Raw genomic sequence first — 25,983 nt, 5'->3', positions numbered from 1 at the left:
TTCATAATTACTGACAAACCTCTTCAAGTTCACTAATAACTGCTTTGGCTTCGCTCCAGTTATGAATAGATGCCCCTGCAGCTAACGGATGTCCCCCTCCCTTATAATTCCGGGCAACTCCATTGATGACAGGTCCTTTCGAACGCAAACGAACCCGAATTTGATCATGTTCTTCAATAAAGAAAACCCATGCCTTGATACCTGCAACATTTCCAAGTGTACCAACTAATAATGAAGCTTCAGATGCCTTTGCCTCATATGTGGCAAGCAGTTCTTTAGATAGAGTCACTGAAGCAACTCCATTTTCGTGCATTTCAAAATTTTGCAGTACATATCCGCTTAATTTTACAACATTCGGTTTGAGTTCATACATACGGTCATACATTTCCGTACGAGAAAAAGAATAGCGGATTAGTTCTCCTGCATAAGCAAATGTTTTTTCTGAAGTGCTTGGGAAAAGAAATCTTCCCGTATCTCCAACAATTCCTGCATATAGGAGGCGAGCGGACTCATCATTCATTTGCAACCCTTTTTCACGACCAAATAAATAGAACTCATAAATCATCTCACTTGCAGAACTAGCTGTTGTATCGACCCATAAAATGTCTCCATAAGGATCTTCATTTGGATGATGATCGATTTTAATGAGTTTATCTGCCAATTTATAACGCTCGTCACAAATGCGCTCCTCATTCGCCGTATCACAAACAATAACAAGCGCCCCTTCATAAACACTGTCATCTATTTGATCTAACCTTCTGAGAAAATGGAGCGATTCTTCTTCTTTACCAACTGCATAGATGTTTTTTTGGGGGAATGATGCTTTTAAAATTTCGACCAGCCCGCATTGGGAACCATAGGCATCTGGATCTGGACGTACATGGCGGTGAACAATGATCGTTTCATATTGCTCTATCGTTTGTAAAATTTGCTTTTTCATAAAGTTCTCCTTTAAGTCTGAAATTATTTTTGTAAAATCCTATCATAGCAATTCCATTAAAAAACAATTAGAATAAGAAACGAGAATAAGTTCATGGAGGAATTCAAAACATGCCAACTCTAGTAATATTTATCGTTCTCTCATTTGCTTTCTATGTATTTTATAAAATGAAATATGTCCGTAGCAACCGTCCTGCAGAAAGAAAATGGCTATCAGGAAAATCCAGCATCGCCCTAGGATTATTTGTAGGCTTGTTTGGAGTGAACCAGCTATTTCTATATAGCACAACGACTACTTATGTAATCTCCTCGATTTTCATCTTGATTGGAGTATTAAGTATTTGGGCAGGTTATAAAGCTTACAAAACATACTTACCACTTGCGATTAAAGAATTCGAGCAGCTTAATGGCAAAAACTAATCAAAAATTCATATCTGTTCATGAATGAATAGAAGATAAGAAGCCGCTTCTTTGTTGAAGCGGCTTTTATTCTTCTATTGGTAAAAGTCTAACTGAAATAAAGAATAGGTTAATGCCTGTCAATCAATTGACACATCATCATGGCCTTGCCCACCAATATTCCTTCATTGAAAACTTCGACATCCACTTTACCAAATTTTCTTCCGACTTCAAGAATTTTCGGATACACATCAAGCGTACTGTCAATTTGAACCGGCTTGATAAAGTAAATGGTCATGTTTTCAACAACTAAATCACCTTTTTTGTATCCTCTTAAAACACGATTGGCGGCTTCAGTAACAATCGTTGTAAAGACCCCATATGAGATCGTACCAAGATGATTCGTCATCTGAGGAGTAACTTCGCAACGAAAAATATCCTCGCCTTTCGTTTTCCCTCGCATCAGTACAAGTTGGTTCGTTACCGCATCATCCAGCGTTTCACCGACCTGGGGCTGCCTTTGGTTCATTTGCAAGGCCTTCAGAACATCCTGCCTACTAATGATTCCCTCTAGCTTGTTACCTTCGTCGACTACGGGTAGAACCTCAATTCCTTCCCATACCATCATGTGAGCAGCTGACGCAACGCTTGTTTTGCCACTTACAATCATTGGATTCTTCGTCATGATCCGATCAATGGATGTGTCATAGCTCTGTCCCATGATATCCTTTGCCGTAATCATGCCTTGAATCTTCATATTGTTATCAACGACTGGATAGCGACTATGTAATGATTCACGATTATATGTATGCCATTGCTCCACTTTGTCAGTCGTTTTTAAATAAATCGTTTCATCCAGTGGTGTCAAAATATCTTCAACCAGGATAATTTCCTTTTTGATTAATTGGTCATAGATGGCGCGGTTGATCATGGTTGCTACGGTAAAGGTGTCATAACTAGTCGAGATAATGGGTAACTGTAGTTCATCGGCTAGTTTTTTCACTTCTTCTTCCGTATCAAAACCACCCGTGATTAGTACGGCTGCCCCTGCTCTAAGAGCATATCCATGAGCTCTTGTGCGATTTCCTACGATTAACAAGTTACCAGCACCTGTATAACGCATCATTGCCTCAAGTTCCATCGCACCAATGACGAATTTATTAAGAGTTTTGTGTAAACCCGCTTTTCCACCCAGGACTTGTCCATCAACAATATTTACAACTTCTGCATATGTAAGTTTCTCGATATTTTCCTTTTTCTTGCGTTCGATCCTGATTGTACCTACACGTTCGATTGTACTAACAAAACCTTTATTTTCGGCATCTTTAATCGCCCTGTAGGCAGTTCCCTCACTTACGCTCATTGCCTTGGCAATCTGCCGTACTGATATTTTTTCACCTATAGGCAGTTCATCGATATACTCCAGTATTTGTTCATGCTTTGTTGCCAAGACCTTCACCCTTTATCTTCAAAATCCATATATTTTTCGTGTTTCTATTTATATTATAAAGTTTAAAAAGTCTTGGCACAATGCGATAACGAAAACAAGAATGTTTATCTGTTGAACTGTCGAATCCTTTTTTGAATTCTTTCGGAATGCAGCATAGCTCGATTTGTCGCTTTTCTTGGGCTATAAAGAATACCTATTAGATTACCAGCAACAACAAACAAGGCAAGCAGTAGCCATGCAATGGCAAAAAAACCTGGTAATCCTTCTGCCGTGATAGAAATGCGCGGGACCGCAAAATATAATAGCAGTCCACAAACCAACAGACAAAGTAGATATCGATTCTTCTTCATCAATTCTCCTCCTAAAGGTACATGCTTGTTTCATTTGTATGCATGAAGTTTACAAAATAGAAGAGGATTGGCTTATAGTTCCGTGTACATATTCGTCAGTAAGTGATCAAAGTTCTATTGCTTCTCCCGGACTCAATACTCTACCTTTTTGCTTGTCCAACAATTGAATAAATAGTTGTGGATCCTGCTTTATAGGTGGGAATGTGTTGAAATGAATGGGAACAGTCAATTTCGCGTTCAATAGTTCAGCCGCATATGCAGCGTCCTCAGGTCCCATCGTGAAATTATCCCCAATAGGTAAAAATGCTATATCAATTGGATGGCGTTGACCTATTAATTTCATATCGGAAAACAGACCTGTGTCACCAGCATGATAGATTGTTTTTCCTTCTGACATGAACAAAATCCCCGCTGGCATCCCAAGATAAATAAAGTTCTTATCCTCCGTTTCCATACCAGTTCCATGGAAAGCTTGTGTCAATTTAACTTTCCCGAATTCAAATTGATAGGCACCACCAATGTGCATAGCATGAGTTTTTACTCCTTGCCAGCCTAAATACGTTGCTAGTTCGAAGTTCGCTATAACAAGTGAATTATTTTTCTTAGCCAATTCTACTGTATCTCCTACATGGTCTGAGTGTCCGTGTGTTAGAATAATAACATCAGGATGGACACGATTGACTTCTAGATCAGTAAGTTGATTGCCTGAGATAAATGGATCAATAAGAATGGTTTTACCTTCCGTTTCTATTTTTACAACGGAATGTCCGTGATAGGATACTTTCATGTTTATTGCTCCTTTCGCAGTAGTAATATAGTTATTCAACCTAACGGAAGGAATTCCTGCCGACACTCTATTCTTACCCAATTCCATAGTCCTTAAAATCCTTACATATCAACATTCACAATTATTCTAAGGGGGATTATACATTGAACGAAAGATTTGACAAACTATCAGGATGGATGAAGGAAAACGATGTGCAAGTCACATTTTTAACATCATCTGAAAGTGTTTTTTACTTTACCGGTTTTTATAGTAATCCACATGAGCGCCTATTGGCACTTGCAGTATTTCAAGATGCAGAGCCATTCCTGGTTTGCCCGGCTATGGATAAGCAAGAAGCAAGACATGCTGGGTGGAAATTGGACATCGTCGATCATAGTGACATTGATCGTCCTTGGGAGTTAGTACAAAAAGCCATTGGCTCAAGAGTAGGCAATGTAGGCAATGTAGCCATTGAGAAAGAACATATGAATGTCGAAAGATATGAAGCAATTTCTCAATTGTTCCCGCAAGCAACGTTTATTTCAGCGGAAGAAAAGATCCGTGTTTTACGCATGGTGAAGGATGAGAAAGAATTAGGCATTCTTCGCGAGGCGTGTGCGCTTGCTGACTATGCAATCGAAGTAGGAGTCGAAGAAATAGCTGAAGGAAAATCTGAACTTGATGTTCTATCCGCAGTGGAATTTGCCTTGAAAAAGAAAGGCGTTAACAAAATGTCGTTCTCCACTATGGTTTTGACAGGCGCCAATGCATCAGCACCACATGGCACACCAGGAATGACAAAAATCCAGCGTGGTGACCTCGTTCTTTTTGATCTTGGCGTCGTGATTGATGGATATTGTTCTGACATTACACGTACTGTCGCATTCGGTGACATAAGCGACAAGCAGAAAGAAATTTACAATACAGTGTTAAAAGGACAGCTTGCAGCCCTAGATGCAGTTAAGCCAGGGGTAGCATGTTCGACAATTGATTTGGCAGCCCGTAACATTATCGCCGACGCAGGTTATGGAGACTACTTCCCGCATCGCCTTGGACATGGATTAGGAATCAGCGTTCATGAGTATCCTTCCATGACAGAAACAAATGATTTAAAGTTACAAGAAGGTATGGTATTTACAATTGAACCAGGGATTTACGTGCCGGATGTTGCAGGAGTAAGAATTGAAGATGACGTTGTCGTTACGGCTAACGGAGTCGAAATCTTAACGAAGTTCCCGAAAGAACTTTTGGTTATTAAATAGGCTATCTTAAAGTTTAATGTTGATTTTTGAACAATGTTTATTAGAACGGAAGGCAACAGGCAAATTTAATAGAGCCATTAAATAAAACTCAAAATAAGAAGAGGGATTCCACCGTTGATGGAATCCCTCTTCTTATTTATGACTACTAAAGAATGTACATGTGACTAAAATAGCAAAAAAAGCTTGTACTACTACATAAACAGCAAGTACAAGCTATCTTTGTATATCTTAAAGTTGCTCTAATAATGAACGAGTGTCTGAGTATTCTAACCCATGAGATTCTGCAACGGCTTGATACGTCACATATCCGCCTAAGGTATTGATACCTTTTAACAACGCTTCGTTTTCTAAGCAAGCATTCTTGTAACCTTTGTTCGCAATTTGAACTGCGTAAGGAACAGTAACGTTTGTTAGAGCAAGCGTTGATGTACGTGGAACAGCTCCAGGCATGTTTGCCACTGCATAATGAACAACTCCATGCTTTTCGTATGTTGGGTTGTCATGTGTAGTAATGCGGTCCGTTGTTTCGAAAATACCACCTTGGTCAATCGCAATATCAACAACTACGCTGCCAGGTGTCATTGCTTGAATCATTTCTTCTGTTACAAGCTTTGGCGCCTTTGCACCAGGGATAAGAACTGCACCAATTACAAGGTCAGATTCTTTTACTGCTTCAGCAATGTTGTATGGGTTAGACATAAGAGTTGTTACATCTGAACCAAAAATATCATCAAGTTGACGTAAACGGTCTGGATTCAAATCGATCATAGTAACTTTTGCACCTAATCCGATTGCCATTTTCGCAGCGTTAGTTCCTGCAACGCCACCACCGATAATTGTTACTGTTCCACGTTGTACACCTGGTACGCCTGATAATAGGATACCTTTACCGCCGTGAACTTTTTCCAAGAATTGAGCACCGATTTGTGGAGCCATTCTACCAGCCACTTCACTCATAGGCGTTAACAACGGAAGTGAACCGTTTGATAATTGAACAGTCTCGTAAGCGATACCAATTACTTTGTTTTCAATTAAAGCTTTAGTAAGTTCTGGTTCAGGAGCTAAGTGTAAATATGTGAACAAGATTAAACCTTCACGGAAAAAACCATATTCACTTGGAAGCGGTTCCTTTACTTTCATAACCATATCTTTTGACCATGCTTCTTCCGCGCTATCAACAATTAGCGCTCCAGCAACTTTATAATCTTCATCAGTGAAGCCTGAACCTAGTCCAGCACCACTCTCTATGTATACTTCATGTCCGAATTTCACCAAATTGACTACGCCAGCTGGTGTCATAGCGACACGATTTTCATTATTCTTTATTTCTGCAGGTACTCCGATACGCATTATTGCATACCTCCCATAAAATAATTTCTAGCTAAATCAAGTAGCGAATATACTATATCACCTTTCGCTCCTAAGAACAAAGAGAAATTTAATAGACGCCATTAAAATAATTGTAAGCACTTACATTCTATCAGATTGTTGTATGGTTCAAAAGAAAAATTTTATCACTAAATGAATCAACAATTTTATATAATAATATCATTACATCGAAAAGAGGAAATTGCTTATGCTCTCTCAAGCCAAAAGGGAGAATGATAGTCGCATTCAAATGGAGAAATTCGGTTTAGAAGCAATTCCTAACGAGTTGAAAAAGACTTCATTTTTTGAATACTTCATTCTACAACTTGCCTTCTCGGTTAACTCTGGAAACTTCCTAGTTCCGGCCTTAGCAGTCTTAACTGGAGGTCTTTCATTTTATGCTGCCATACTTTCTACAGTACTTGGTGTCGCAGCTGCTTTTCTATTGGTATCCTTGCTATCTCTTCCAGGAGCAAATAATGGTTTGCCTGCACAGTACGCGATAAGAAGCATCCTTGGGACAAATGTTGCAAGATTTATCGCATCTCCAATCAGGACAATCACTTCTCTCTATTGGTTTTGTGTTCAGACAATCGGAGGTACAATCGTCTTTATAGAACTTATTCATGAAATAACAGGACTAAAATTTTCATTCACCCCTATTGCAATGATTTTTGCAGTGATCATGGGGTTGCTTGCCTTGTATGGATTTGAAACCGTAAAAAAAGCTGTAAAATGGTTCTTACCTGTCCTTATTACAGGTCAAATCGTTCTTCTCATCTTCTTTATCAGGTATCAATCAACGAATGAAACACTTACATCCCTATCTAATCAAGATTGGAACTATCAGAACTTCTTTTTATTTGCGAGCATTGCATTTGTTCAGTATGTATCTGGAGTAAGCGCATCATCTGATATGGCGAGATATGCTAAGTCAGCGAAGATTGCTTTTTGGGGACTATTTACAGGAAATACGTTTGGCTTCTTTATGACAGCTCTGCTTGCGGCCTTTTCCGCAAGTCTATTGGGAGAATGGAATCCATTTGTCGGGGCGGTAGCCATTAGCCATTCCATCCCTTTTACCGCATTGATTCTGCTATGTTCCATGGTAAGTATGATTTCCATTAATATGAACAATGCCTATACAGGTGGCTTTAGTCTATTAAATACCTTTCATGGGATTGGTCGAATTAAGAGCTCCATCATTTTTGGGCTTGCAGCTGTCGGGCTCAGCTTATTTCCAGTCTTAATTGAAGAAGCGCAAACGTTTATCTCTTATCTGGGTGCATTCATTATTCCAGTATCAGCTGTCATTGTCATCGATTTTTTATACATTCAAAAAGCTTCACTTTCAGAAGAACTGCTCTCAAGAGTCTTGAATAACCGGTATCCTATAAACTTTTATGCTCTATGGGCCATGCTTATTGGTTCAATTATCTATCTTATTTTTCCGAAGAATGCTTCGCCTGGGTTTGTTTCATTTTTCGTCACTGGCCTGGTGTACTTTTGTATTCATATCATAGGAAAAAGAAAGAAAAGACTTTAATCAATTTTCTTTTGTAATGACGTGTAGATTTAACACGTCATTTTTATTTTCATCCTGATAGTGATTAAATCAAGAAGGGAATTTCTGTTAATAAGGAGAATATTTGAAACAGGTAGAAAACAATGATTGGAGGCAAATTTATGAGTCAAGTTTGTGTAATCGGAATCTATGTACCTAATATTCAAAAGGCAATCGATTTTTACACCACGGTTTTAGGATTTGAGGTAAATAAACAATATGGTCCAAAAATTGTAACACTCGTTCATGGAGAACTACCAATCGTACTAGAGGAGTCAGAAAATGCTTTAAATAATCTCGATATTACTACTAGAGGTGTGGTTTTAGGGTTAAAAACAGAAGATATTCATCAAACAGTGAAACTTCTCAAAGAACATAATGTAGACTTCATTGTAGGTGAGCCGGAAGTGTGTCCTCCTGGTAAATTTATCAGCTTCCGAGACCCCTTTGGTAACATTCTTGAATATCTCCAATTCGATTAATCGTTTAAGATACGATAAAAGCACTAAAAAAACAACTCGTCCAATGTGACGAGTTGTTTTTTGTATTAGATTTTATTGATAGTTATTTTCATTCCCTTGTTCTGTTGCTTGCCCTTGAGCATGATCAATAACACCACTGTTATAAGCATCCATAATCTGTTGGCTTACTTCATTTGTTCCATTTTCATCATAAGTACTTCCGTATTGATTTGCTTCTGGTTCACGTTTTTTCATAATAAATCTCTCCTTTTCCTTCAATATGTTTACTTGATTATTGTTCGGAAAGTTGTGACATTTATACACCGTTTTTTACTGTATAATAAAGGTAAGAAAAGTAAAAGCGTTTTAAAGCGCTTGAGCTAGACTAAAGGAGGTCACGATCATGGGACAAAAATACACAAACATCCTAGTAGCGGTAGATGGTTCAAAAGAAGCGGAATGGGCTTTCAAAAAAGCGATAGAAATTGCCAAAAGAAATAGCTCGCGCCTTTTGGTAGCCCATGTCATCGACACTCGCACCTTCGCCACTGTTGAAGCATATGACCGAACTACAGCAGAAAGAGCCGACCGCTTTGCAACTGAATTAATGGAGAAGTACAAAAAGCTTGCTATCGATTCCGGAGTAAAAGAAGTGAATTATATCATTGATTATGGTTCACCTAAAGTCAAAATCCCAAAAGATATCGCCAAGAAGAATGGGATCGATTTAATCATTTGCGGTGCAACCGGACTAAATGTCGTAGAAAGATTCCTCATCGGCAGTGTTTCTGAACATGTCACAAGATATGCGCCATGTGACGTACTCATTGTGAGAACCGAAAAAGAAGAAGTTTAACTCGTCATTAGTCCAATCACTAACCAAAATGACACCTATATAGAACGATAAATATTTCCATATTGAACCGAAAGACCTCGTACTTCGAGGTCTTTCTTTTTTCATCAGTCGTCTGAGGTCAATTTCACGTAGAAAAAAGACCTCATCATTTAGATGAGGTTCTCGAATTTACAAAAGTGTCACTTAGATTACTTAGAAAATAAATTCTACTATTTAAATTTCTCTTTGGCCTTATCGATAGCTGCTACAACTTGTGCAAAACCTGTTCCGCCAAGAGAGTTCCTTCTTTTTACCGCCATATATGGATCCAGTGCAGTGTACACTTCCTCATCAAATAAAGGAGAGGCTACCTGTAATTCTTGTAAAGGTAAGTCAGAGAGGAAACACCCCTTTTGGATACATGATAACACTAACTTTCCTACTACCTCATGCGCTTCTCTAAAAGGAAGTCCTTTTGCAGCAAGATAATCTGCCAATTCAGTGGCATTGGAAAAATCACTTTTTGTTGCTTTTTCCATATTCTCTTTCTTCACTGTCATTGTTTCAATCATTCCTGCGAAGATTTTCAATGAACCAAGCACTGTTTTAACAGTATCAAACATGCCTTCCTTATCCTCTTGCATGTCTTTGTTATAAGCTAACGGAAGTCCTTTTAAGAGAGTAAGCAACCCCATCAGATTTCCGTACACCCTACCTGTTTTTCCTCGAATAAGTTCAGCCATATCTGGATTCTTCTTTTGAGGCATGATACTACTACCCGTAGCATACTTATCTTCAAGTTCAATGAATTGAAATTCATGACTGGTCCATAAAATAAATTCCTCACTTAAACGAGAAAGATGCATCATAAGCATAGAACTGTTTGAATGGAATTCTACAATAAAATCTCGGTCACTCACAGCATCCATGCTATTTTCATATACAGCAGCAAAACCAAGTAAGCTCGCCGCATAGTCACGGTCAATTGGAAAAGTTGTACCAGCCAAAGCTCCAGCTCCAAGAGGAGAAATATCTACTCTCTTAAGGCTGTCTTGAAATCGTTCTTTATCTCGTTGCAGCATCCAAAAATAGGCAAGGAGGTGGTGAGCGAAAGATACAGGCTGAGCTCTTTGCAAATGTGTATAACCTGGAAAAATGGTTTCCACATGTTTTTCAGCTTGCTTCAAAAGAGCAGTTTGCATTTGTTCAATGTACTGGATAATGTTGTTAACATTCCTTTTTAAATACAAATGCATGTCAGTAGCAACCTGGTCATTTCGGCTTCGCGCCGTGTGTAACTTTCCCCCAACGGCACCGATATCATCAGTAAGGAATTTTTCCAAATTCAAGTGGATATCTTCAAGACTGACTTCGTATTGAATTTCTTGATTTACCGCTTTTTCTTTGAGTTTCAATAATCCTTCAACAATCTTTCCAGCTTCTTTAGCGGTAAGTATCTCACATTTTTCAAGCATCTTAGCGTGTGCGATGCTTCCTTCAATATCTTCTAGGACTAGTTCCTGATCGAATTCGATGGATGCACCGAATTCATCAATCCATTCTTCGGCCGTTTTTGTAAATCGCCCGCCCCATAATTTCTTCACACGTTCACCTTCTTGTTATTCACAATGCTGTTTACTTTTGTCGGTAATCCCCAAAGCTTAATGAATCCTACAGCAGCGCCATGATCAAATTCATCGTCCTTCGTATACGTTGCAAGTTTTTCATCATACAAAGAATATGGAGATTTTCGCCCCTCAACAATGGCATGCCCTTTGAAAAGTTTTACTCTTACCGTACCTGTAACCGACTTTTGTGTTTCTTGTAAGAAGGCATCCAGCGCAGGCTTTAATGGAGAGAACCATAGTCCTTCATAAATCAGCTCTGTGATTTTCTTTTCAATGATTGGTTTGAAATGTGCAACCTCTTTTACAAGTGTTAAGTCTTCAAGTTCCTTGTGCGCTTTTAATAGAGTCATCGCACCCGGACATTCGTATACTTCACGAGACTTAATACCGACAAGACGATTTTCTACATGATCGATTCTTCCAACACCATGTTTCCCGGCAATCTGATTCAGTTCCAAAATCAATTGGGAGAAACTATATGTCTGACCATCAATTGAAACTGGTACACCTTCTTCAAAACCGATTTCAATAATATCAGGAACATCTGGTGCATTTTCGATACTCGCTGTAAGTTCATAAGCTTCCTCAGGTGGTGCAGCCCATGGATCTTCAAGAATGCCGCATTCATTACTGCGTCCCCATAAATTTTGGTCGATTGAAAATGGGCTATCTAGGTTAACCGGAATTGGAATACCTTTGTCCTTCGCATATTGAATTTCTTCTTCACGTGACCAACTCCACTCACGGACCGGAGCCAATACTTTCAAATCAGGATTCAATGCCTGAATCGATACTTCGAAACGAACTTGATCATTTCCTTTACCCGTACATCCATGAGCAACAGCCACAGCACCTTCTTTTTCAGCAATTTCCACAAGTTTTTTTGCGATAAGAGGTCTAGATAAAGCAGAAATGAGTGGGTACTTACCTTCATAAAGCGTATGAGCTTGCATTGCGATTTTTACATATTCATTTGCATACTCTTCTTTTGCATCAATGACATAAGAAAATGCCGCACCAATTTTTAATGCCTTTTCTTTGATAAAATCTAAATCTTTCCCTTCCCCGACATCCAGACAACAAGCAATTACTGTATATCCTTGTTCTTCTAACCATTTAATTGCAACAGATGTATCTAATCCGCCTGAATAGGCTAATACTACTTTTTTCATGATTTCATCTCTCCTAATATATGAATAATTATTCTATTAATATTATTTTTATACATAAATTCTTTTATCATAATAGCAACTCTCATAATAAAATTCAATACTTATACATAAAAAAGTATAAAAATTAATTTCCATCTATCTAATAAAAGAAAATACAAAGTCCGTGAAAGCTTTTTCATAATATAGTAAAATAAGATAACTATGAATTTTCGGAGGCACTAAACTATGGATGAATACTTCATTTATGATTCTCGACTAGGCATTCCATTGCCTGATTTGAATATTGAATTTAGTGAATTAGCAATAGATGTTCAGCAGGAGATTCTTTTTAAATGGGAGAAAATTCGCGGTACAATTCCTGATCGTATTCATGATATCGAACAAATTATTAACCACAAACAAGCAAAGCTGTCTGTCGAAAGCGATTTTCCTCGTTCTTGCCAATTGAATACAGAAATCGCTGATCACGCATCGGTCATCAACGAACTTTGGCTTTGGTATCGTGCCAATCAAGGGGTTACGGAGAAGATGCATCAATAATAATCGAAAAGTATGATTTCTTTATGTCCCAAAAATGAAAAGACGCCCTTCCTGGATTAGTTAGGAATGGCGTCTTTTCATTTTACAAATCTTTTCGTAATTCTTTTACAACGTGTCCTAGTTCAGGCAGAATGAGGCGAGTCATCGCTAGCTTAACTGCCCCAGTGGACCCAGGTGTGGCAAAAATAGCTGTATTATTCAATACACCTGCAATGGCACGGGATAGTATGGCTGCTGAACCGATATCCTCCTGATAACTCAAGAATCGAAACAATTCACCGAACCCGACAATTTCCTTTTCAAGTAGTTGTTGAATGGTTTCAATCGTAACGTCACGTTTCGCAATTCCCGTTCCGCCGTTCGTTAACACAACATCTATGTCTTCTCTATTACAACCACTGATAATCTCTGCTCTTATGGCTTCTTGTTCGTCTTTGACAATAACATAATCAGCCATAGCATGACCTGATTGTTCAAGCAATTGAATCATTAGACGGCCACTTTTATCGGTTTCTTTGTCCCTCGTATCACTTACTGTGATAACCTTGAATCTTATTTCTTCAGGAGTTTCCCGCTTGTGTTCATCAATACTCAAGAGGTCCATCTCCCTTGTCGGAAAGGTAACGAAGTTTATAGTAATGATGGGCAAAATCAGTAACTTTTCTTGTTAGTTGATAATTCGCACCTGCCCCGATAGCCATACTAACTAGTGGGATACCTTGCACCATTTTTTTTCTAAAAATCGTAATTACCATTGCCTTAAGCAATTGTTGGACAGGTTGTTCCACCCAGGTCACATCTGTCAATTCTTCATTACCTTCATAAAAATAAGTGCCGCTCACGTTTTCAATTTCAGTAGTTAATGTTTCCCATCCTTGTTTTTGTAGACGTTGTGGCAAAGTTGCTGTATGGAAGACTTTTAAGGATGTCATCATTTCGTAAGGAGTATTCACTTCAAACCCATATGTCATGGCAATGAGCTGAACAGCACGCAAATTTATCACCGCCATTGCAGGAATGTCCATCCCTAACAATAGTGCTCCGCCTGTTCCTGCTAACCCGCCTTGTGTAAAAGAATAGAGGCGATGTCTGGCAATCTGCTGTTGAGCAATATATTGAAGTTGATCAATTTCAAGCTTTCGCATATCCTCAATCTTTTCAATATCTTGACTAAAAATCCTACCCGCAGTCAGGACTCTTTGTTTTGCATCTAGTTGCAATTGTGACCCCTGAATAATCGCGTGTAAATGGAACATCCAACTATCAACTAAGGTAAAAAATTGTTTTTGTGTTTCATCAGGTAATAAAGAAAAGGCATTCTCTAAATATTTTTCATATGTAAGTTGAAAATCATTTGGCTCATAGCTCAAGAGTCTACTTTCCCAGTCTTTAATCTCTTCATACACTTTCAATTCACGATCAGTAAATGGCACGGGGTTACCCTCCTGACAAAAGTATACTTTTTCTTACAGTATAGCATATCAAAGTAAAAGAATATAAAAAGGCAAAGGTGCATGAAAGCAACCTTTGCCTTTTTGATATGTTATTGTGCCAAGCGCACAACGTCACGTGCGATCATGACCTCTTCGTTTGTCGGAACAATCAATACCTTAACTGGTGAGTGAGGATAGTTAATAAATGCTTCCTCGCCTCTTACTTTATTTAATGCTGGATCCCAGTAAACGCCCATGAATTCAAGTCCATTTAGGACTCTCTCTCTGATAACATCGCTGTTTTCACCAATACCTGCAGTGAACACGATAGCATCAACACCACACATACGAGATGCATAAGACCCAATATATTTATGAATGCGATTTGCAAAAACCTCTAAAGCCAATTCTGCACGGTCATTCCCTTTTTCAGCTTCAACTTCAATGTCACGAAGATCGCTTGAAAAACCTGATACACCTAACATTCCGCTCTTTTTGTTTAAAACATCAAGAACACCATCAGCTGTCATTCCTGTTTTCTCCATAATAAATGGAATAAGAGCAGGGTCAATATTTCCTGAACGTGTTCCCATTGTTACACCAGCAAGTGGAGTGAATCCCATAGACGTATCGATGGATTTACCACCTTCGATTGCTGCGATACTTGCACCATTACCTAAGTGACAAGAAATTAATCTTAGTTGCTCAACCGGGCGGCCTAACAATTCAGCCGTTCTCTCTGACACATACTTGTGAGAAGTACCGTGGAAACCATACTTACGGATTCCGTATTTTTCATAGTACTCGTAAGGTAAGCTATAAAGGAATGAACTTTCTGGCATAGTTTGGTGGAATGCCGTATCGAATACTGCAACAGCAGGTACGTTTGGAAGTACTTGTTGGAAAGCTTTGATCCCTGTAATATTTGCCGGGTTGTGAAGTGGAGCTAGTTCAGACAAAGCTTCAATTTTAGCAAGAACTTCATCATTAATGAGAATAGAATCGTCAAATTCTTCACCGCCATGCACTACACGGTGACCAATTCCATTGATCTCATCAAGTGACTTAATGATTCCAGCGCTCGTCAACTTATCTAAAAGAAGTTTTACGGCAACAGCGTGATCTGGAATATCAGTGATTTCTTTTACTTTTTCACCGTTAACAGTGATATTGAATACAGCGTCGCTCAGACCGATTCGCTCGATTAGACCTTTTGTAATAACTTCTTCGCTTGGCATTTCAAACAATTGAAATTTCAAAGATGAACTGCCGGCATTAATTGCAATGATTTTACTCATAATTTTCTAGCGCCCCTTTTTATAAAAAAGTCAAAAATTATATTTATGAAGATCTCGTACAAATTTATTTTGCACATAACAATCTGTTTTTTTTCTCTCAATTCCCAATTTAAACACTGTATTCTCGACATTTCAAGGTATATAATCACATGGTACCGTTTTCAATTAAATGTAAATATATTCAGATACTTTCACTATTCATACAATTCAACTTTTGGCTTTAAATGAGTTGATTTTTAAATTTTTTAGCTTTGTAATACTTTCCTGTCAATTTCCGCTCCGGTCAACAAAGTACAGAAAATTAACAATGTCCTTTAACATAACCAATTTTTTATATCCATTTCCCCAAAAAAAGAACCGATACACTTTAATGTATCGGAACCATAGCTACTTCTTATTATCTGAATGCCACTTATCAATTTTTCTTAGCATCTTGTCCATTTCCAAAGCATTCGATAGCGATGGAAGATTTGCTAGTAATGCTTCTTTAGGAGCTTCTACACCTTCACCCTTCTTTTGAAGAATGAATATACTCTTTGCTGCATTTTTGTTCTTGAACATCGATTGCGGCAGCTGAAGAATTCCTTGAACAATCACATGATTCTTTAAGAATTCTCTTAGTTTGCCTGCTTGTTCACTTTCAAATAGCCCATTTGGAATCACAAAGAATAAATATCCGCTTGGCTTTGTATGACGAACGGATTGTTCAATAAACAAATGGTGGGCAAAGGAGTGGCCTTTATCTGCTTTCAATTCATAGTCTTCTGCTCTCACATCATTTGGATAATAACCTACTGGTAAATCACTCACCACTACGTCAGATGGAGCTACAAACAACGGTTCAAGACTATCTTGATTGAATAATTCAATAGGATGCTCCTGCAAGTTTGCATTAATATATGCCAGTTTGATTAGAAGATCGTCCACTTCAATCCCAATGGATTCAATTTGTTTATCAGAAAGCTGATTAAGGACAGTGGTTAATAAGTTACCTGTGCCAACTGCCGGATCAAGTATTTTAAAAGAAGAAGCTTTAACAAACTTGCCAACTAAGTATGCCACTAACATTCCGACAGCATCAGGGGTCATTTGGTGATTTGGTTGGACATTCTCTTTCATCCCCTTTAGAATGACAAGCTGAAATGCTTTACGAAGTTCTTCTTTTGAAAACTTTGCAAGCGGTACTTCTTCATACTGCTTTTGAAGTCTCTTTACCGTTAACTCACTTAACTCTTCCTGTAGGATAGAGTTATGGAACAGATTTTCACCTGTTTCCGCCAATGCTTCAAGATATGTACAAGACAACTCTTCTTGTAAGACTAGAGCAGTCTCATTAAGTACGGTAAACAATTGTTCTACCGGAGAGATTTTCATTTTTCTTCCTCCCGTTCGTTTCTCTTACTCACTCATTTTAGCGAGGTTGGTTGTCTTTCACAAGCGAATGACCTCAAAAAAATAAAAGGCCCCAGAAAAGGAACCTTTTAATGTCATTTAAGTTTATTTTGCTTGTTTAGCTGCTTCTACAGCTGCTTCATAGTTTGGATGCTCAGTTGCTTCACTTACATATTCCACATATGTAACTGTGTCGCTAGAGTCAACTACGAATACTGCACGAGCAAGTAAGCGAAGTTCCTTGATCGCAACTCCATAAGCTTCTCCGAATGATAATTCTCTGTGGTCAGATAGAGTTTGAACGTTTTCAATTCCAGCAGCCGCACACCAGCGCTTTTGAGCAAATGGAAGATCCACACTCACTGTTAGAATTTTTACATTATCTAGTTTTGAAGATTCTTCGTTAAAACGGCGTGTTTCAGCGTCACAAACACCCGTATCGATAGAAGGAACAGAAGTAATTAATCGTACTTGACCTTTTGTGTTTTCTAAAGTTACTGCTGACATGTCGTTAGCCAATACTGTAAAGTTAGGAGCTTTATCTCCTACTTTCACTTCATTTCCTAACAATGTTACTGGATTTCCTTTAAAAGTAATAGATGCCATTGCTTTCATCCTCCTTGAGTTCGTATGTACAGTGTAAATCATATCTTTTCAGAATCTTTTTTGCAATTGATTTGTACTAGAAAAGCGGAAGGCGCCTGCTTATCGGCGACAAGCATAAGACGAGCGCTGGCAGAAGGCGTTCTTTGCCTTCCGAAGCGAATGGCTTATGACCAAGGTTGTTTCGGAATTAGGAAACAACTTCGAGCCGATGGCGCCTGAAGCTAGACAATCAGAAAAGCGGAAGTGCCCATAGTTAGACACTAAGATAAACCGCAAATAAAAAAGCTGACTCAAACAGCTGGCGAGTCAGCTTCTGCTTTTTAAAAATCAAGATCTTGTTTTGGATAGTGATTTGGCTCTGGACGGCTGTTTTGATGAGATTGATTGTTTCCACCCTGATCCTTTTTAGAAAACATATGTTGCATTTTTTCAACTGCTTGAGGTGCCAAATCTAAAATCTTTTCGAAAAGATGGGTACTTTCATCCAGATGTAGCATTTTTACACCATGTGAATTAACGATTAAAAATGCAATTGGCGTGATAGAGACTCCTCCACCACTACCTCCTCCAAAAGGATGACCCTTTTTCTGACCTTGCTCTCCCCCACCACCTGAAGGTGTGCCATCAAGAACAAATTCACTTCCACCAGCGGCGAAACCAAATCCTACTTTTGATACGGTTAATATGACGCTACCATCAGGGGTTTCGACCGGATCGCCTATGATTGTATTTACGTCTATCATTTCTTTCAGGCTTTCCATGGCAGTTGTCATGAGACCTTGAATTGGATGATCTGACATTACAGTTGCCTCCTACTCAAACGGATTTTGATTTGTCATTTGACATGACAGACAATGGTTTTGTTTTGAAATTCGGACGTCCGCCTTTCCAAAACTTAAACAATTTTAAACCTACCACAATAGCATGCCCGATACGAAACTCAAAAATACATGAAAAGCGAGTTTGAGATATCGTCATTTGAAATTGAGGATGTATGACTATATTGGGCATATCTTTGAGTCTAAAATAGTGGCTGATCAAACCTAGCAAACTGCCTTTAATTGCCCATAATGCGCCTGCGATCATTGCGGTATGTGATGCTTCCCCAAGTCCAACGACAGATTGCCATTCAATTTTCCGAACAGAAACCTTCTTAAGAAATTTCCGAATAATTTTATGTAGTCCAAAAACATGGACAAGCATTTCTTTTGTATCGTGAACCCCATTTACAAGATCACGCGCTGAGAACTGCTTTGTATCTTCTGAAGTTGTTTTTTCTTGCTGGCCTTTTTGGACTTTTTCTTTCACAACAATCGTAGGTGAGTTGTCATCAAATTTGATAAGCGGTACATCCAGTTTATACCTGAGTAACCCCATCCAAGCCTTAAATTCTAGCTTCAGGTGATCATTGTCTTTAGCATGCTGGTAGCTTACTTTCATCGATATTTTCGTAACAACAATAACTAGGAGAAGGAACAATAGGATTACTAGCGCAAGGATCAGCCACTTCATTACCGTTCACAACCTTTCAGCCTACTATTTTCGCCTGAAAACAAAAAAAATAAACCTATCCTGATTGGATAGGTTTATTTTTCTATTCTTCATGAATGACCGATGTATCGACGAAAATATCATGTAATCCTTGTTTTTTGGGAAGGAAGGCTACGATAATATAACCTACTACTACCGTTGATGAGATAAATCTGCCAATCCATTCTCTAAAAAGAATCGTTCCCCATGAAAGCTTATCTCCTGAAAGGTTTACAACTCTCAAACCGAATAACATTTTCCCCAGCGTCTGACCGAAAAACTTCGTCATCAACACAAAATACAAGTAAAAGGTAATAGCTGTCGCCACTGAAATAGGAGCCAACATGTTGAATTCGTATAATGAGATATCTAAAAATCGAAATAAAGGGTTAATAATGATCCGGTCAATACTGCCTACAACAATTAAATCCAGTAAATAAGCCCAAAAACGCATCCAAAACCCCGCGTATCTTATTGGAAGCGGAGCATGAAATTCCTCTCTGACACTCATTTGTGAGAAATCAGGTTCTGAATGGATGTCAGATACATCATGGTGAGGCTCGCTTACAATATGTTGGTCAATGGACGTTTCATTTCTATCCATGCTGCAAGCCTCCTTATTCAGCGTATAGATACATGAGACGTGGCGAATTAGGATGAGATAGCAGCTTCATTAAACCAGCCATTTCTAAATCTTCTCCCATCATCTTTTGCGCTCCCATGCTAAATAGAGAGCCAAATCCCATGTTTTCTGTATATTTTACAACCTGTGCATTCTTTAATTTATGATCTTTTTTCATCTTTTCAATCACATCTTCTAAGTACCCAAAGTCATCAATTAGATCGAGTTCTTTAGCTTGGCGGCCATCATAAATGCGACCATCAGCAATTTTTTTCACTTGCTCAACAGAAAGGTCACGACCTTCGGAAATGACTTTAACAAAGCCTCCATATGAATTATCAATCATCGACTGTAAAATCTTACGCTCTTCTTCTGTCATTTCTCTTGTCGGGCTCATAATGTCTTTATACGGTCCACTCTTGATTGTTACAAAGTCGACGCCATACTTCTCCGCAAGTCCTGCGTAGTTCATCCCATGCATAATGACACCTAATGAGCCAGTCAATGTTTCTGGACTAGCAAAAATCTTATCTGCTGGGGCAGAAATATAGTAACCTCCAGAAGCTGCCATTGAACCCATTGATATGTAGATTGGTTTCTTAGTTTCTTTCTGAATTTCTTTGAGCTTTGCATGGATCTCTGCACTTTCTACGACTCCGCCACCAGGTGAATTAACTCTAATGATAATCCCTTTAACTGAGTCATCATCTTTCACATACTCGAGCCTTTCCATAAAGGTTTTATGGTTATATGCTGGACTTTCAAAGAACGAACCCACATCACCCGTATCCTGAATGACACCATTCACATCTAATACTGCGATTTTCTCCATTCCTGAGCCTTCTTCAATGACTTCTTCCACAAACATTTCGTCACTTACTTCAAACATGTCTGTAAAAGTGGATTCTGCATCTTTGATCGCAAAAGCTGATAAAAAGTTGATCAGTATTGATACTAAAAACAATCCTGCAGCTATCCCTAAAGCTGCCCAACGTTTTCCATTCATTTTTGTTCCCCCTTCTTTGTCTGTATTAATACGTCCTTACTTTCAAAATGTTTCAAAAACATGCTAAACTTAATTTATCCCCATTAGTTTACCAAACAAATGGAGGATGTACTAAAAATTCGTTGCATAACTGGATGGAGGAATGAAGGATGCCAAATCGACGCAATCTATTTTTTTACCATAAGAAGGACGCTGAAATGCTTGCAACTGTGGCACCTCTTTACGATTTAGCAAACAGGTATGGATTTTCAGTCGTTAAAGATTACCGTGAAGCCAATATTATTGTAAGTGTCGGCGATGATGGGACATTTCTTCAAGCTGTGAGAAAATCAGGCTTCCGTGAGGATTGTTTGTACGCTGGCATTTCAACTACCGGAAACTTAAGCATGTATTGTGATTTCCATATTAATGATACTTCAAAAATGATAGAAGCTATGACAAATGAACAAATAGAAGTACGACGCTATCCAACGATCGAGGTAACAGTGGACGATGAAACTAAGTTTTATTGTTTGAACGAATTTAGTATTCGTTCAGCTATAATCAAAACCTTTGTGATTGATGTTTTCATTGATTCTCTTCATTTTGAAACGTTTCGTGGTGACGGCATGATTGTAGCGACACCTACTGGCAGTACAGCTTACAATAAATCAGTAAACGGCTCTGTTGTAGACCCAATGCTTGCATGCATGCAGGTGAGTGAACTAGCTTCGGTTAACAACAACTTATATAGAACGTTAGGTTCACCATTTATCTTAAGTGAAGACCGCACTCTTACATTAAAGATGGTTCAAGATGGAAACGATCATCCAACAATGGGCATGGATAATGAAGCCTTAAGCATTCAACATGTTGAAAAAGTAAGCGTCCGACTTAGTGGTCAAAAAATTAAGACCGTTAAACTAAAAGACAACTCCTTTTGGGAAAAAGTGAAAAGAACTTTTCTATAGAAAAGTAAAAGCTGAACGTCACTTAGATCGACGTTCAGCTTTCTTTTAGTGTTTTTGCTGCAAAGAGCTTTGTTTTGGAGAGTGAATATATGGTTAGTGCACTCCAAATGAAAATGAAGGCTAATAACTGCAATCCCATAAAATGTTCACTGAAACAAAGATTCCCAGTAAAAGTGTTAACGTTGGCGCAATATATTGCAAAAAACCAAGCATGGATAATGGTATGCGTTGAGCGCCTTTTGCAAAATAAAGCAATGGTACAGCTGTTGCCGCCCCTGCTCCTACTAGAAGCAGCAGTGTATCTATTCCTTCGTTTAGCCATGCGTTAGTACCGTTTGAAGTCAAGAAGACAAGATAACCGATGGCAATAGGGGTAACTACCATTGTTTCCATCGTTAAACCAATCTCTGAATCTACTTTTAATAGCTTTTTGGCTAGACCATATAATCCAAAGGAGACTGCAAGAGTGATAGCAATCCATGGAAATCTCCCATATGAAAAGGCAATAATGCAAACACCTATAGCTGCAAGGCCAAAAGAAAAATATTGTATCTTCGATAGTTTTTCCTTTAGAACCATCATTCCAAGTAGTACGCTAACTAGCGGATTGATATAATACCCCAGACTTGCTTCAATCATCTGATCTGTATTTACCGCCCAAATATATAGGAACCAATTTGTACTAATCAATAAGGAGGCAGCAGTCAGCGCAAATAAACGCTTCTTATTCCCAACTAATTCTTTTAGATTCTGCGACAACGCTCTCCATTTTCCAGAAACAGCCAAAAGGAAGAACATAAAAATAAATGACCAAAAAATCCGGTTTGCGAGGATTTCTTCTGAACCAACATGATCTAAAAATTTCCAATAAACAGGTAATATCCCCCATAATAAATAAGAAAAACCGGCATATATCGCTCCGATCTTCATTTCATTATTTTCCATCATCGTATCCCCAATTCTTTCTAGTCTCGAAATAATTATACAGGATACTGTCAAGAGGGGGAAATGCACAAAAAATATGCGTTTTACTTTATGCTGGCTTCGGAAAAAGTAGGCGCGTTATGAAAAACAATTTCTTCACCAACAATTGTCATCGAGGTAGCTATGCCCGGAATATTGCTATTTTCCACCTTAAAAATATCTTGCTCTAATACTGTAAAATCAGCAAGAAAACCTAGCGCAATCATTCCACGATCATTCTCATGACAGGCTGCATAGGCACTTCCTTTTGTATATAAACTAACCGCTTCATAAACAGTCAGTTTTTCTTCAGGAATGTATACAGCTCCTTCTTCCTCTCCCCATTTCGTACGGGTGACAGCTGCATGAATTCCCAGTAAAGGATTGGCTGGTTCAATTGGTGAGTCAGATCCACCTGCACAAGGAATACCTGAATCCACCAAAGTTTTCCATGCGTAGTTGCATTCCATGTTTTCTAGTCCAACCCGCTCAATTACCCATGGAAAATCTGATGATAGAAAACCTGGCTGCAAGTCCAAAATAAGTGGAAGCTTCTTCGCCCTTTCAATCAGCTCCTTACGAAGGATTTGCGCATGGATGAGTCGATCTCTTCCGTCCCCTTTTAACGGATGATTCTCAATTGCATTCAATGCATATTCAAAAGCCAAATCCCCTATTGCGTGAATGGCAACAGGCAATTTATAACTTCTTGCTTTAGCGACTAAAGCTGAAAGCTGCTCCTGGCTAAAAATAGCCACACCGTTTGTGGTTGGGTCATCATGATAGGGATGGCTCAATAATGCTGTTCTTCCTCCTAATGAACCATCGGCGAATATTTTCATAGCTCCGTATTCGATCCATTCATCTCCAGATAAATATTGATGCCCATCGCTAACTGATTCCTCAATGACACCATGATGTACGAGCAAGTGCGCTCTTAGCCTCATACCTTCTTTACCAATTACATTTTTAAAAGTAGTCATTGTATTTTGGTAACTTCCATAATAATTTAGATCCTCTGTATGTACACCGGTAACGCCCATGCGATGTAAATCAACGACTGCCGCTGTCATAGCTCTATGCAAGTAGGCATTAGTGGCGGATGGTAGGAATGATGTGATAAGTTCTTGAGCTTGTTCCTTGAACACACCAGTTAATCTTCCTTCTTTATCTTTCTCAAGAACTCCACCAGATGGACAAATCGTTTCTTCCGTAACCTTCGCCAGTTGCATTGCAATCGAATTTACTACACTCGCATGACGACAGGTCCGTTTCAGTAATACAGGATGATTTGGACACACTTCATCTATTTCTCGACAGCTTATCGGTTGTTTATCTTCCCAAAGATTGTCATTCCATCCCTCACCAATAAGCCATTCACCCTCATCCAGGTTTTCAGAGTATGCACTTACCTTTTGAAAAACCTCTTCTTTAGAGAGACAATTTGAAAGATCAAGCCTGATGAGAGCTTCACCATGACCTATTAAATGAATATGGCTATCAACGAACCCTGGTAGCATTGTTTTTCCCTCTAAATCAATGACCTCAGAAATTAGTTCTTCAAATTCTCGTTCCAACTTTGATTTCGTTCCTATAGCTTGAATCAATCCTTTTTCCGTAAAAACAGCCTCAACTTTGTCATTTTCTTGAGCAAGCGTATAGATATTTCCGCCAAACCAAAGTTTCCCCATATTCTCCACTCCCTTTATCGCAATGAAAATGCAGACGGATATCCGTCTGCATTTGATATTATTTTTACCAAAAATTATTTAGCTTCGTACTCAGCACTTTCGCTGTCCCTCTTATTTTACCGTAGCAAGTTCTTTTTGTCTTAACTCAATACGGCGAATTTTACCAGAAGTGGTTTTTGGCAATTCCTCTAAGAATTCAATCTTACGAGGGTATTTATATGGTGCCGTTAATTCCTTTACATGGTCCTGTAAAGTCTTCACCAAATCAGGGTGATTAGCATCAACCTCTTCGCGCAATACAATAAATGCTTTTACGACATTTCCGCGAATTTCATCAGGACTTGCTACTACTGCACATTCTTTTACAAAAGGATGCTTGACCAACGCGTCTTCTACCTCAAATGGACCGATCGTATATCCTGAACTGATGATGATATCGTCTCCACGTCCTTCAAACCAGAAATATCCCTCTTCGTCCTTTTTCGCTTTATCACCCGTTACATAATATTCCCCTCTGAACTGCATGGCAGTTCGTTCAGGATCTTTATAGTAATTTTTGAATAATGCTGGCGTTTCAGCATGAACAGCGATATCTCCTACTTCTCCAGGAGCGCAAACCTGTCCTTCTTCATTAATGATTTCAACACGATTTCCAGGCGTCGGTTTGCCCATGGAACCAGGCTTAAGTTCCATTCCTTTTGTAATACCAACTAACAATGTATTTTCTGTCTGACCATAACCATCGCGAACATCTACATTAAAGTACTTTTTGAACGTCTCAATTACTTCTCTGTTTAGTGGTTCACCAGCAGAAACAGCACTATGCAAGTTCGGGAGCTTATAGTCTTGAAGGTTATCTGCTTTTGCCATTAATCTGTATTCTGTTGGCGTGCAGCATAAAACATTGACATTATACCGCTCTATTAACCCAAGATACGTTTTAGGTTCAAATTTCCCGTTATACACTAGTCCAGTTGCACCGGAACCGAGTACAGACAAGAATGGACTCCAAATCCACTTTTGCCATCCAGGACCTGCTGTTGCCCAAACAGTATCCCCTTCCTCTATTCCTAACCAGTTGCTTGCAGCCGTTCTTAAATGTGCATATGCCCAACCGTGAGTATGTACAACACCTTTCGGATTTCCAGTTGTTCCTGAAGTATAAGATAAGAATGCCATATCATCTCGATTTGTATCAGCCACTTCCAATACATCCGATTGTGATTCTACTTCAGTATCAAGATGGATCCAGCCTTCTTTTTCTTTTCCAACAACGAATTTTAGAATATCTTTCGCTTCATCTACTTCTTCGAATTGCCCAACGTATGGATCGTGACTGATAATCGCTTTTACTCCACCGTGAGTAATACGATATTGAAGATCCTTGGTTCTTAATAGCTCGGAACTAGGAATTACGACAAGTCCACTCTTTAAGGCAGCAAGATATATTTGGTACGCTTCAATTAGTCTAGGCACAATAACAAGCACGACATCCCCTTTTTGAAGACCATTTCCCAAGAAAGCGTTTCCAGTTTTATTCACATTTTTTAATAACTGAGCATATGTAATATCTTTTTTATCTCCATTTTCATTTTCCCAAAGTAATGCTAGCTTTTCTTCATTTACAGCAAAACGCTCTACTTCTGATACAAGATTGTATTTCTCCGGTGCAATTAACTCTTCCCTTTTCATACGGCTCCCCCTCAAAAGACATTATTTTTGGTAAAAATGATTGGACATGTAATTTTTAAATCAATT

General features: G+C 38.7%; 27 protein-coding genes. 7 read left to right on the top strand and 20 right to left on the bottom strand.

Annotation, left to right across the window (positions count from 1 at the left end):
* Window positions 1-7 precede the first annotated feature (7 nt).
* The gene (locus BMZ31_RS05920) at window positions 8-940 is read right to left on the bottom strand and encodes a DHH family phosphoesterase (RefSeq protein ID WP_090830812.1); all 933 of its coding nucleotides are present in this window, start codon (window positions 938-940) and stop codon (window positions 8-10) included.
* Window positions 941-1,050: 110 nt separating this feature from the next.
* Here BMZ31_RS05920 and BMZ31_RS05915 point away from each other — a divergent pair, with 110 nt between their 5' ends.
* Window positions 1,051-1,359 (top strand): YtpI family protein, encoded by a 309-nt coding sequence (locus tag BMZ31_RS05915; RefSeq protein ID WP_090830811.1) that lies wholly within the window; start codon window positions 1,051-1,053, stop codon window positions 1,357-1,359.
* 109 nt (window positions 1,360-1,468) lie between these two features.
* On the opposite strand, the gene BMZ31_RS05910 is transcribed toward BMZ31_RS05915, so the two are convergent.
* The 3 genes from BMZ31_RS05910 to BMZ31_RS05900 form a co-directional block, all read right to left on the bottom strand.
* Entirely contained in the window at window positions 1,469-2,788 is a 1,320-nt protein-coding gene (locus tag BMZ31_RS05910; RefSeq protein WP_090830810.1) for a CBS domain-containing protein, read from the bottom strand.
* Window positions 2,789-2,892: 104 nt separating this feature from the next.
* A complete protein-coding gene (locus BMZ31_RS05905; RefSeq protein ID WP_090830809.1) occupies window positions 2,893-3,138 on the bottom strand; it encodes a hypothetical protein in 246 nt (81 codons plus the stop codon).
* A 106-nt stretch (window positions 3,139-3,244) separates the two neighbouring features.
* Window positions 3,245-3,925 (bottom strand): metal-dependent hydrolase, encoded by a 681-nt coding sequence (locus BMZ31_RS05900; RefSeq protein ID WP_090831373.1) that lies wholly within the window; start codon window positions 3,923-3,925, stop codon window positions 3,245-3,247.
* A gap of 143 nt (window positions 3,926-4,068) precedes the next feature.
* Between BMZ31_RS05900 and BMZ31_RS05895 the strand changes: the two genes are divergently transcribed.
* A complete protein-coding gene (locus tag BMZ31_RS05895; protein ID WP_090830808.1) occupies window positions 4,069-5,166 on the top strand; it encodes a M24 family metallopeptidase in 1,098 nt (365 codons plus the stop codon).
* A 228-nt stretch (window positions 5,167-5,394) separates the two neighbouring features.
* Here the strand turns inward: BMZ31_RS05895 and ald are convergent, their stop codons facing one another.
* Window positions 5,395-6,516, bottom strand: a complete 1,122-nt coding sequence (ald, locus tag BMZ31_RS05890) for an alanine dehydrogenase (RefSeq protein WP_090830807.1) — start codon at window positions 6,514-6,516, stop codon at window positions 5,395-5,397.
* 268 nt (window positions 6,517-6,784) lie between these two features.
* Between ald and BMZ31_RS05885 the strand changes: the two genes are divergently transcribed.
* Together BMZ31_RS05885 and BMZ31_RS05880 are read left to right on the top strand one after the other, a co-directional pair.
* Window positions 6,785-8,080, top strand: a complete 1,296-nt coding sequence (locus BMZ31_RS05885) for a purine-cytosine permease family protein (protein WP_254778638.1) — start codon at window positions 6,785-6,787, stop codon at window positions 8,078-8,080.
* Window positions 8,081-8,220: 140 nt separating this feature from the next.
* Complete coding sequence (locus tag BMZ31_RS05880; RefSeq protein WP_090830805.1) at window positions 8,221-8,580, top strand: VOC family protein; 360 nt, start codon at window positions 8,221-8,223, stop codon at window positions 8,578-8,580.
* A gap of 72 nt (window positions 8,581-8,652) precedes the next feature.
* On the opposite strand, the gene BMZ31_RS20240 is transcribed toward BMZ31_RS05880, so the two are convergent.
* A complete protein-coding gene (locus BMZ31_RS20240; protein ID WP_175478017.1) occupies window positions 8,653-8,814 on the bottom strand; it encodes a hypothetical protein in 162 nt (53 codons plus the stop codon).
* Between the two features lie 148 nt (window positions 8,815-8,962).
* On the opposite strand from BMZ31_RS20240, the gene BMZ31_RS05875 reads away from it, so the two are divergent.
* Window positions 8,963-9,415, top strand: a complete 453-nt coding sequence (locus BMZ31_RS05875) for a universal stress protein (protein ID WP_090830804.1) — start codon at window positions 8,963-8,965, stop codon at window positions 9,413-9,415.
* Between the two features lie 209 nt (window positions 9,416-9,624).
* Here the strand turns inward: BMZ31_RS05875 and argH are convergent, their stop codons facing one another.
* A complete protein-coding gene (gene argH / locus BMZ31_RS05870; RefSeq protein WP_090830803.1) occupies window positions 9,625-10,998 on the bottom strand; it encodes an argininosuccinate lyase in 1,374 nt (457 codons plus the stop codon).
* The gene (locus BMZ31_RS05865; protein WP_090830802.1) at window positions 10,995-12,194 is read right to left on the bottom strand and encodes an argininosuccinate synthase; all 1,200 of its coding nucleotides are present in this window, start codon (window positions 12,192-12,194) and stop codon (window positions 10,995-10,997) included. Before BMZ31_RS05865 ends, argH begins: the two co-directional genes overlap by 4 nt.
* A gap of 225 nt (window positions 12,195-12,419) precedes the next feature.
* On the opposite strand from BMZ31_RS05865, the gene BMZ31_RS05860 reads away from it, so the two are divergent.
* Complete coding sequence (locus tag BMZ31_RS05860) at window positions 12,420-12,734, top strand: hypothetical protein (protein WP_090830801.1); 315 nt, start codon at window positions 12,420-12,422, stop codon at window positions 12,732-12,734.
* Window positions 12,735-12,816: 82 nt separating this feature from the next.
* Here the strand turns inward: BMZ31_RS05860 and BMZ31_RS05855 are convergent, their stop codons facing one another.
* The 9 genes from BMZ31_RS05855 to sppA all read right to left on the bottom strand — a co-directional run bounded on the left by BMZ31_RS05855 (window position 12,817) and on the right by sppA (window position 20,621).
* Entirely contained in the window at window positions 12,817-13,329 is a 513-nt protein-coding gene (locus tag BMZ31_RS05855) for a MogA/MoaB family molybdenum cofactor biosynthesis protein (RefSeq protein WP_090830800.1), read from the bottom strand.
* Window positions 13,319-14,167 (bottom strand): EcsC family protein, encoded by an 849-nt coding sequence (locus BMZ31_RS05850; protein WP_090830799.1) that lies wholly within the window; start codon window positions 14,165-14,167, stop codon window positions 13,319-13,321. The genes BMZ31_RS05855 and BMZ31_RS05850 overlap by 11 nt, the downstream gene beginning before the upstream one ends.
* Window positions 14,168-14,277: 110 nt before the next feature.
* A complete protein-coding gene (locus tag BMZ31_RS05845) occupies window positions 14,278-15,465 on the bottom strand; it encodes an acetate kinase (RefSeq protein ID WP_090830798.1) in 1,188 nt (395 codons plus the stop codon).
* Window positions 15,466-15,852: 387 nt separating this feature from the next.
* Entirely contained in the window at window positions 15,853-16,839 is a 987-nt protein-coding gene (locus BMZ31_RS05840) for a class I SAM-dependent methyltransferase (protein WP_090830797.1), read from the bottom strand.
* A gap of 123 nt (window positions 16,840-16,962) precedes the next feature.
* The gene (gene tpx / locus BMZ31_RS05835) at window positions 16,963-17,463 is read right to left on the bottom strand and encodes a thiol peroxidase (protein ID WP_090830796.1); all 501 of its coding nucleotides are present in this window, start codon (window positions 17,461-17,463) and stop codon (window positions 16,963-16,965) included.
* A gap of 320 nt (window positions 17,464-17,783) precedes the next feature.
* Complete coding sequence (gene ytfJ, locus BMZ31_RS05830; protein ID WP_090830795.1) at window positions 17,784-18,263, bottom strand: GerW family sporulation protein; 480 nt, start codon at window positions 18,261-18,263, stop codon at window positions 17,784-17,786.
* 16 nt (window positions 18,264-18,279) lie between these two features.
* Entirely contained in the window at window positions 18,280-18,975 is a 696-nt protein-coding gene (locus BMZ31_RS05825) for a DUF2953 domain-containing protein (RefSeq protein WP_090830794.1), read from the bottom strand.
* Window positions 18,976-19,057: 82 nt separating this feature from the next.
* On the bottom strand, window positions 19,058-19,504 hold the full coding sequence (locus BMZ31_RS05820; protein WP_254778692.1) for an RDD family protein: 447 nt from the start codon (window positions 19,502-19,504) through the stop codon (window positions 19,058-19,060).
* Between the two features lie 106 nt (window positions 19,505-19,610).
* A complete protein-coding gene (gene sppA / locus BMZ31_RS05815; RefSeq protein WP_090830792.1) occupies window positions 19,611-20,621 on the bottom strand; it encodes a signal peptide peptidase SppA in 1,011 nt (336 codons plus the stop codon).
* 149 nt (window positions 20,622-20,770) lie between these two features.
* On the opposite strand from sppA, the gene BMZ31_RS05810 reads away from it, so the two are divergent.
* Window positions 20,771-21,571, top strand: a complete 801-nt coding sequence (locus BMZ31_RS05810; protein WP_090830791.1) for an NAD kinase — start codon at window positions 20,771-20,773, stop codon at window positions 21,569-21,571.
* Between the two features lie 120 nt (window positions 21,572-21,691).
* Here BMZ31_RS05810 and rarD read toward each other — a convergent pair whose 3' ends face one another.
* From rarD to BMZ31_RS05795, 3 genes are all read right to left on the bottom strand, one after another.
* Window positions 21,692-22,519, bottom strand: coding sequence for an EamA family transporter RarD (gene rarD, locus BMZ31_RS05805; RefSeq protein WP_368086630.1), 828 nt, complete (start codon window positions 22,517-22,519; stop codon window positions 21,692-21,694).
* An 80-nt stretch (window positions 22,520-22,599) separates the two neighbouring features.
* A complete protein-coding gene (locus BMZ31_RS05800) occupies window positions 22,600-24,225 on the bottom strand; it encodes an amidohydrolase (RefSeq protein WP_090830790.1) in 1,626 nt (541 codons plus the stop codon).
* Between the two features lie 111 nt (window positions 24,226-24,336).
* The gene (locus tag BMZ31_RS05795; RefSeq protein WP_090830789.1) at window positions 24,337-25,917 is read right to left on the bottom strand and encodes an acyl-CoA synthetase MbcS; all 1,581 of its coding nucleotides are present in this window, start codon (window positions 25,915-25,917) and stop codon (window positions 24,337-24,339) included.
* Window positions 25,918-25,983 lie beyond the last annotated feature (66 nt).

Origin of the sequence: Bacillus sp. cl95 (assembly GCF_900115925.1) — a bacterium.
In the GTDB taxonomy this organism is placed as follows: Bacteria; Bacillota; Bacilli; order Bacillales; family Cytobacillaceae; genus Neobacillus_A.
The sequence above is the reverse complement of the archived record's forward strand: the minus strand, read 5'-3'. Positions and strand labels throughout refer to the sequence as shown.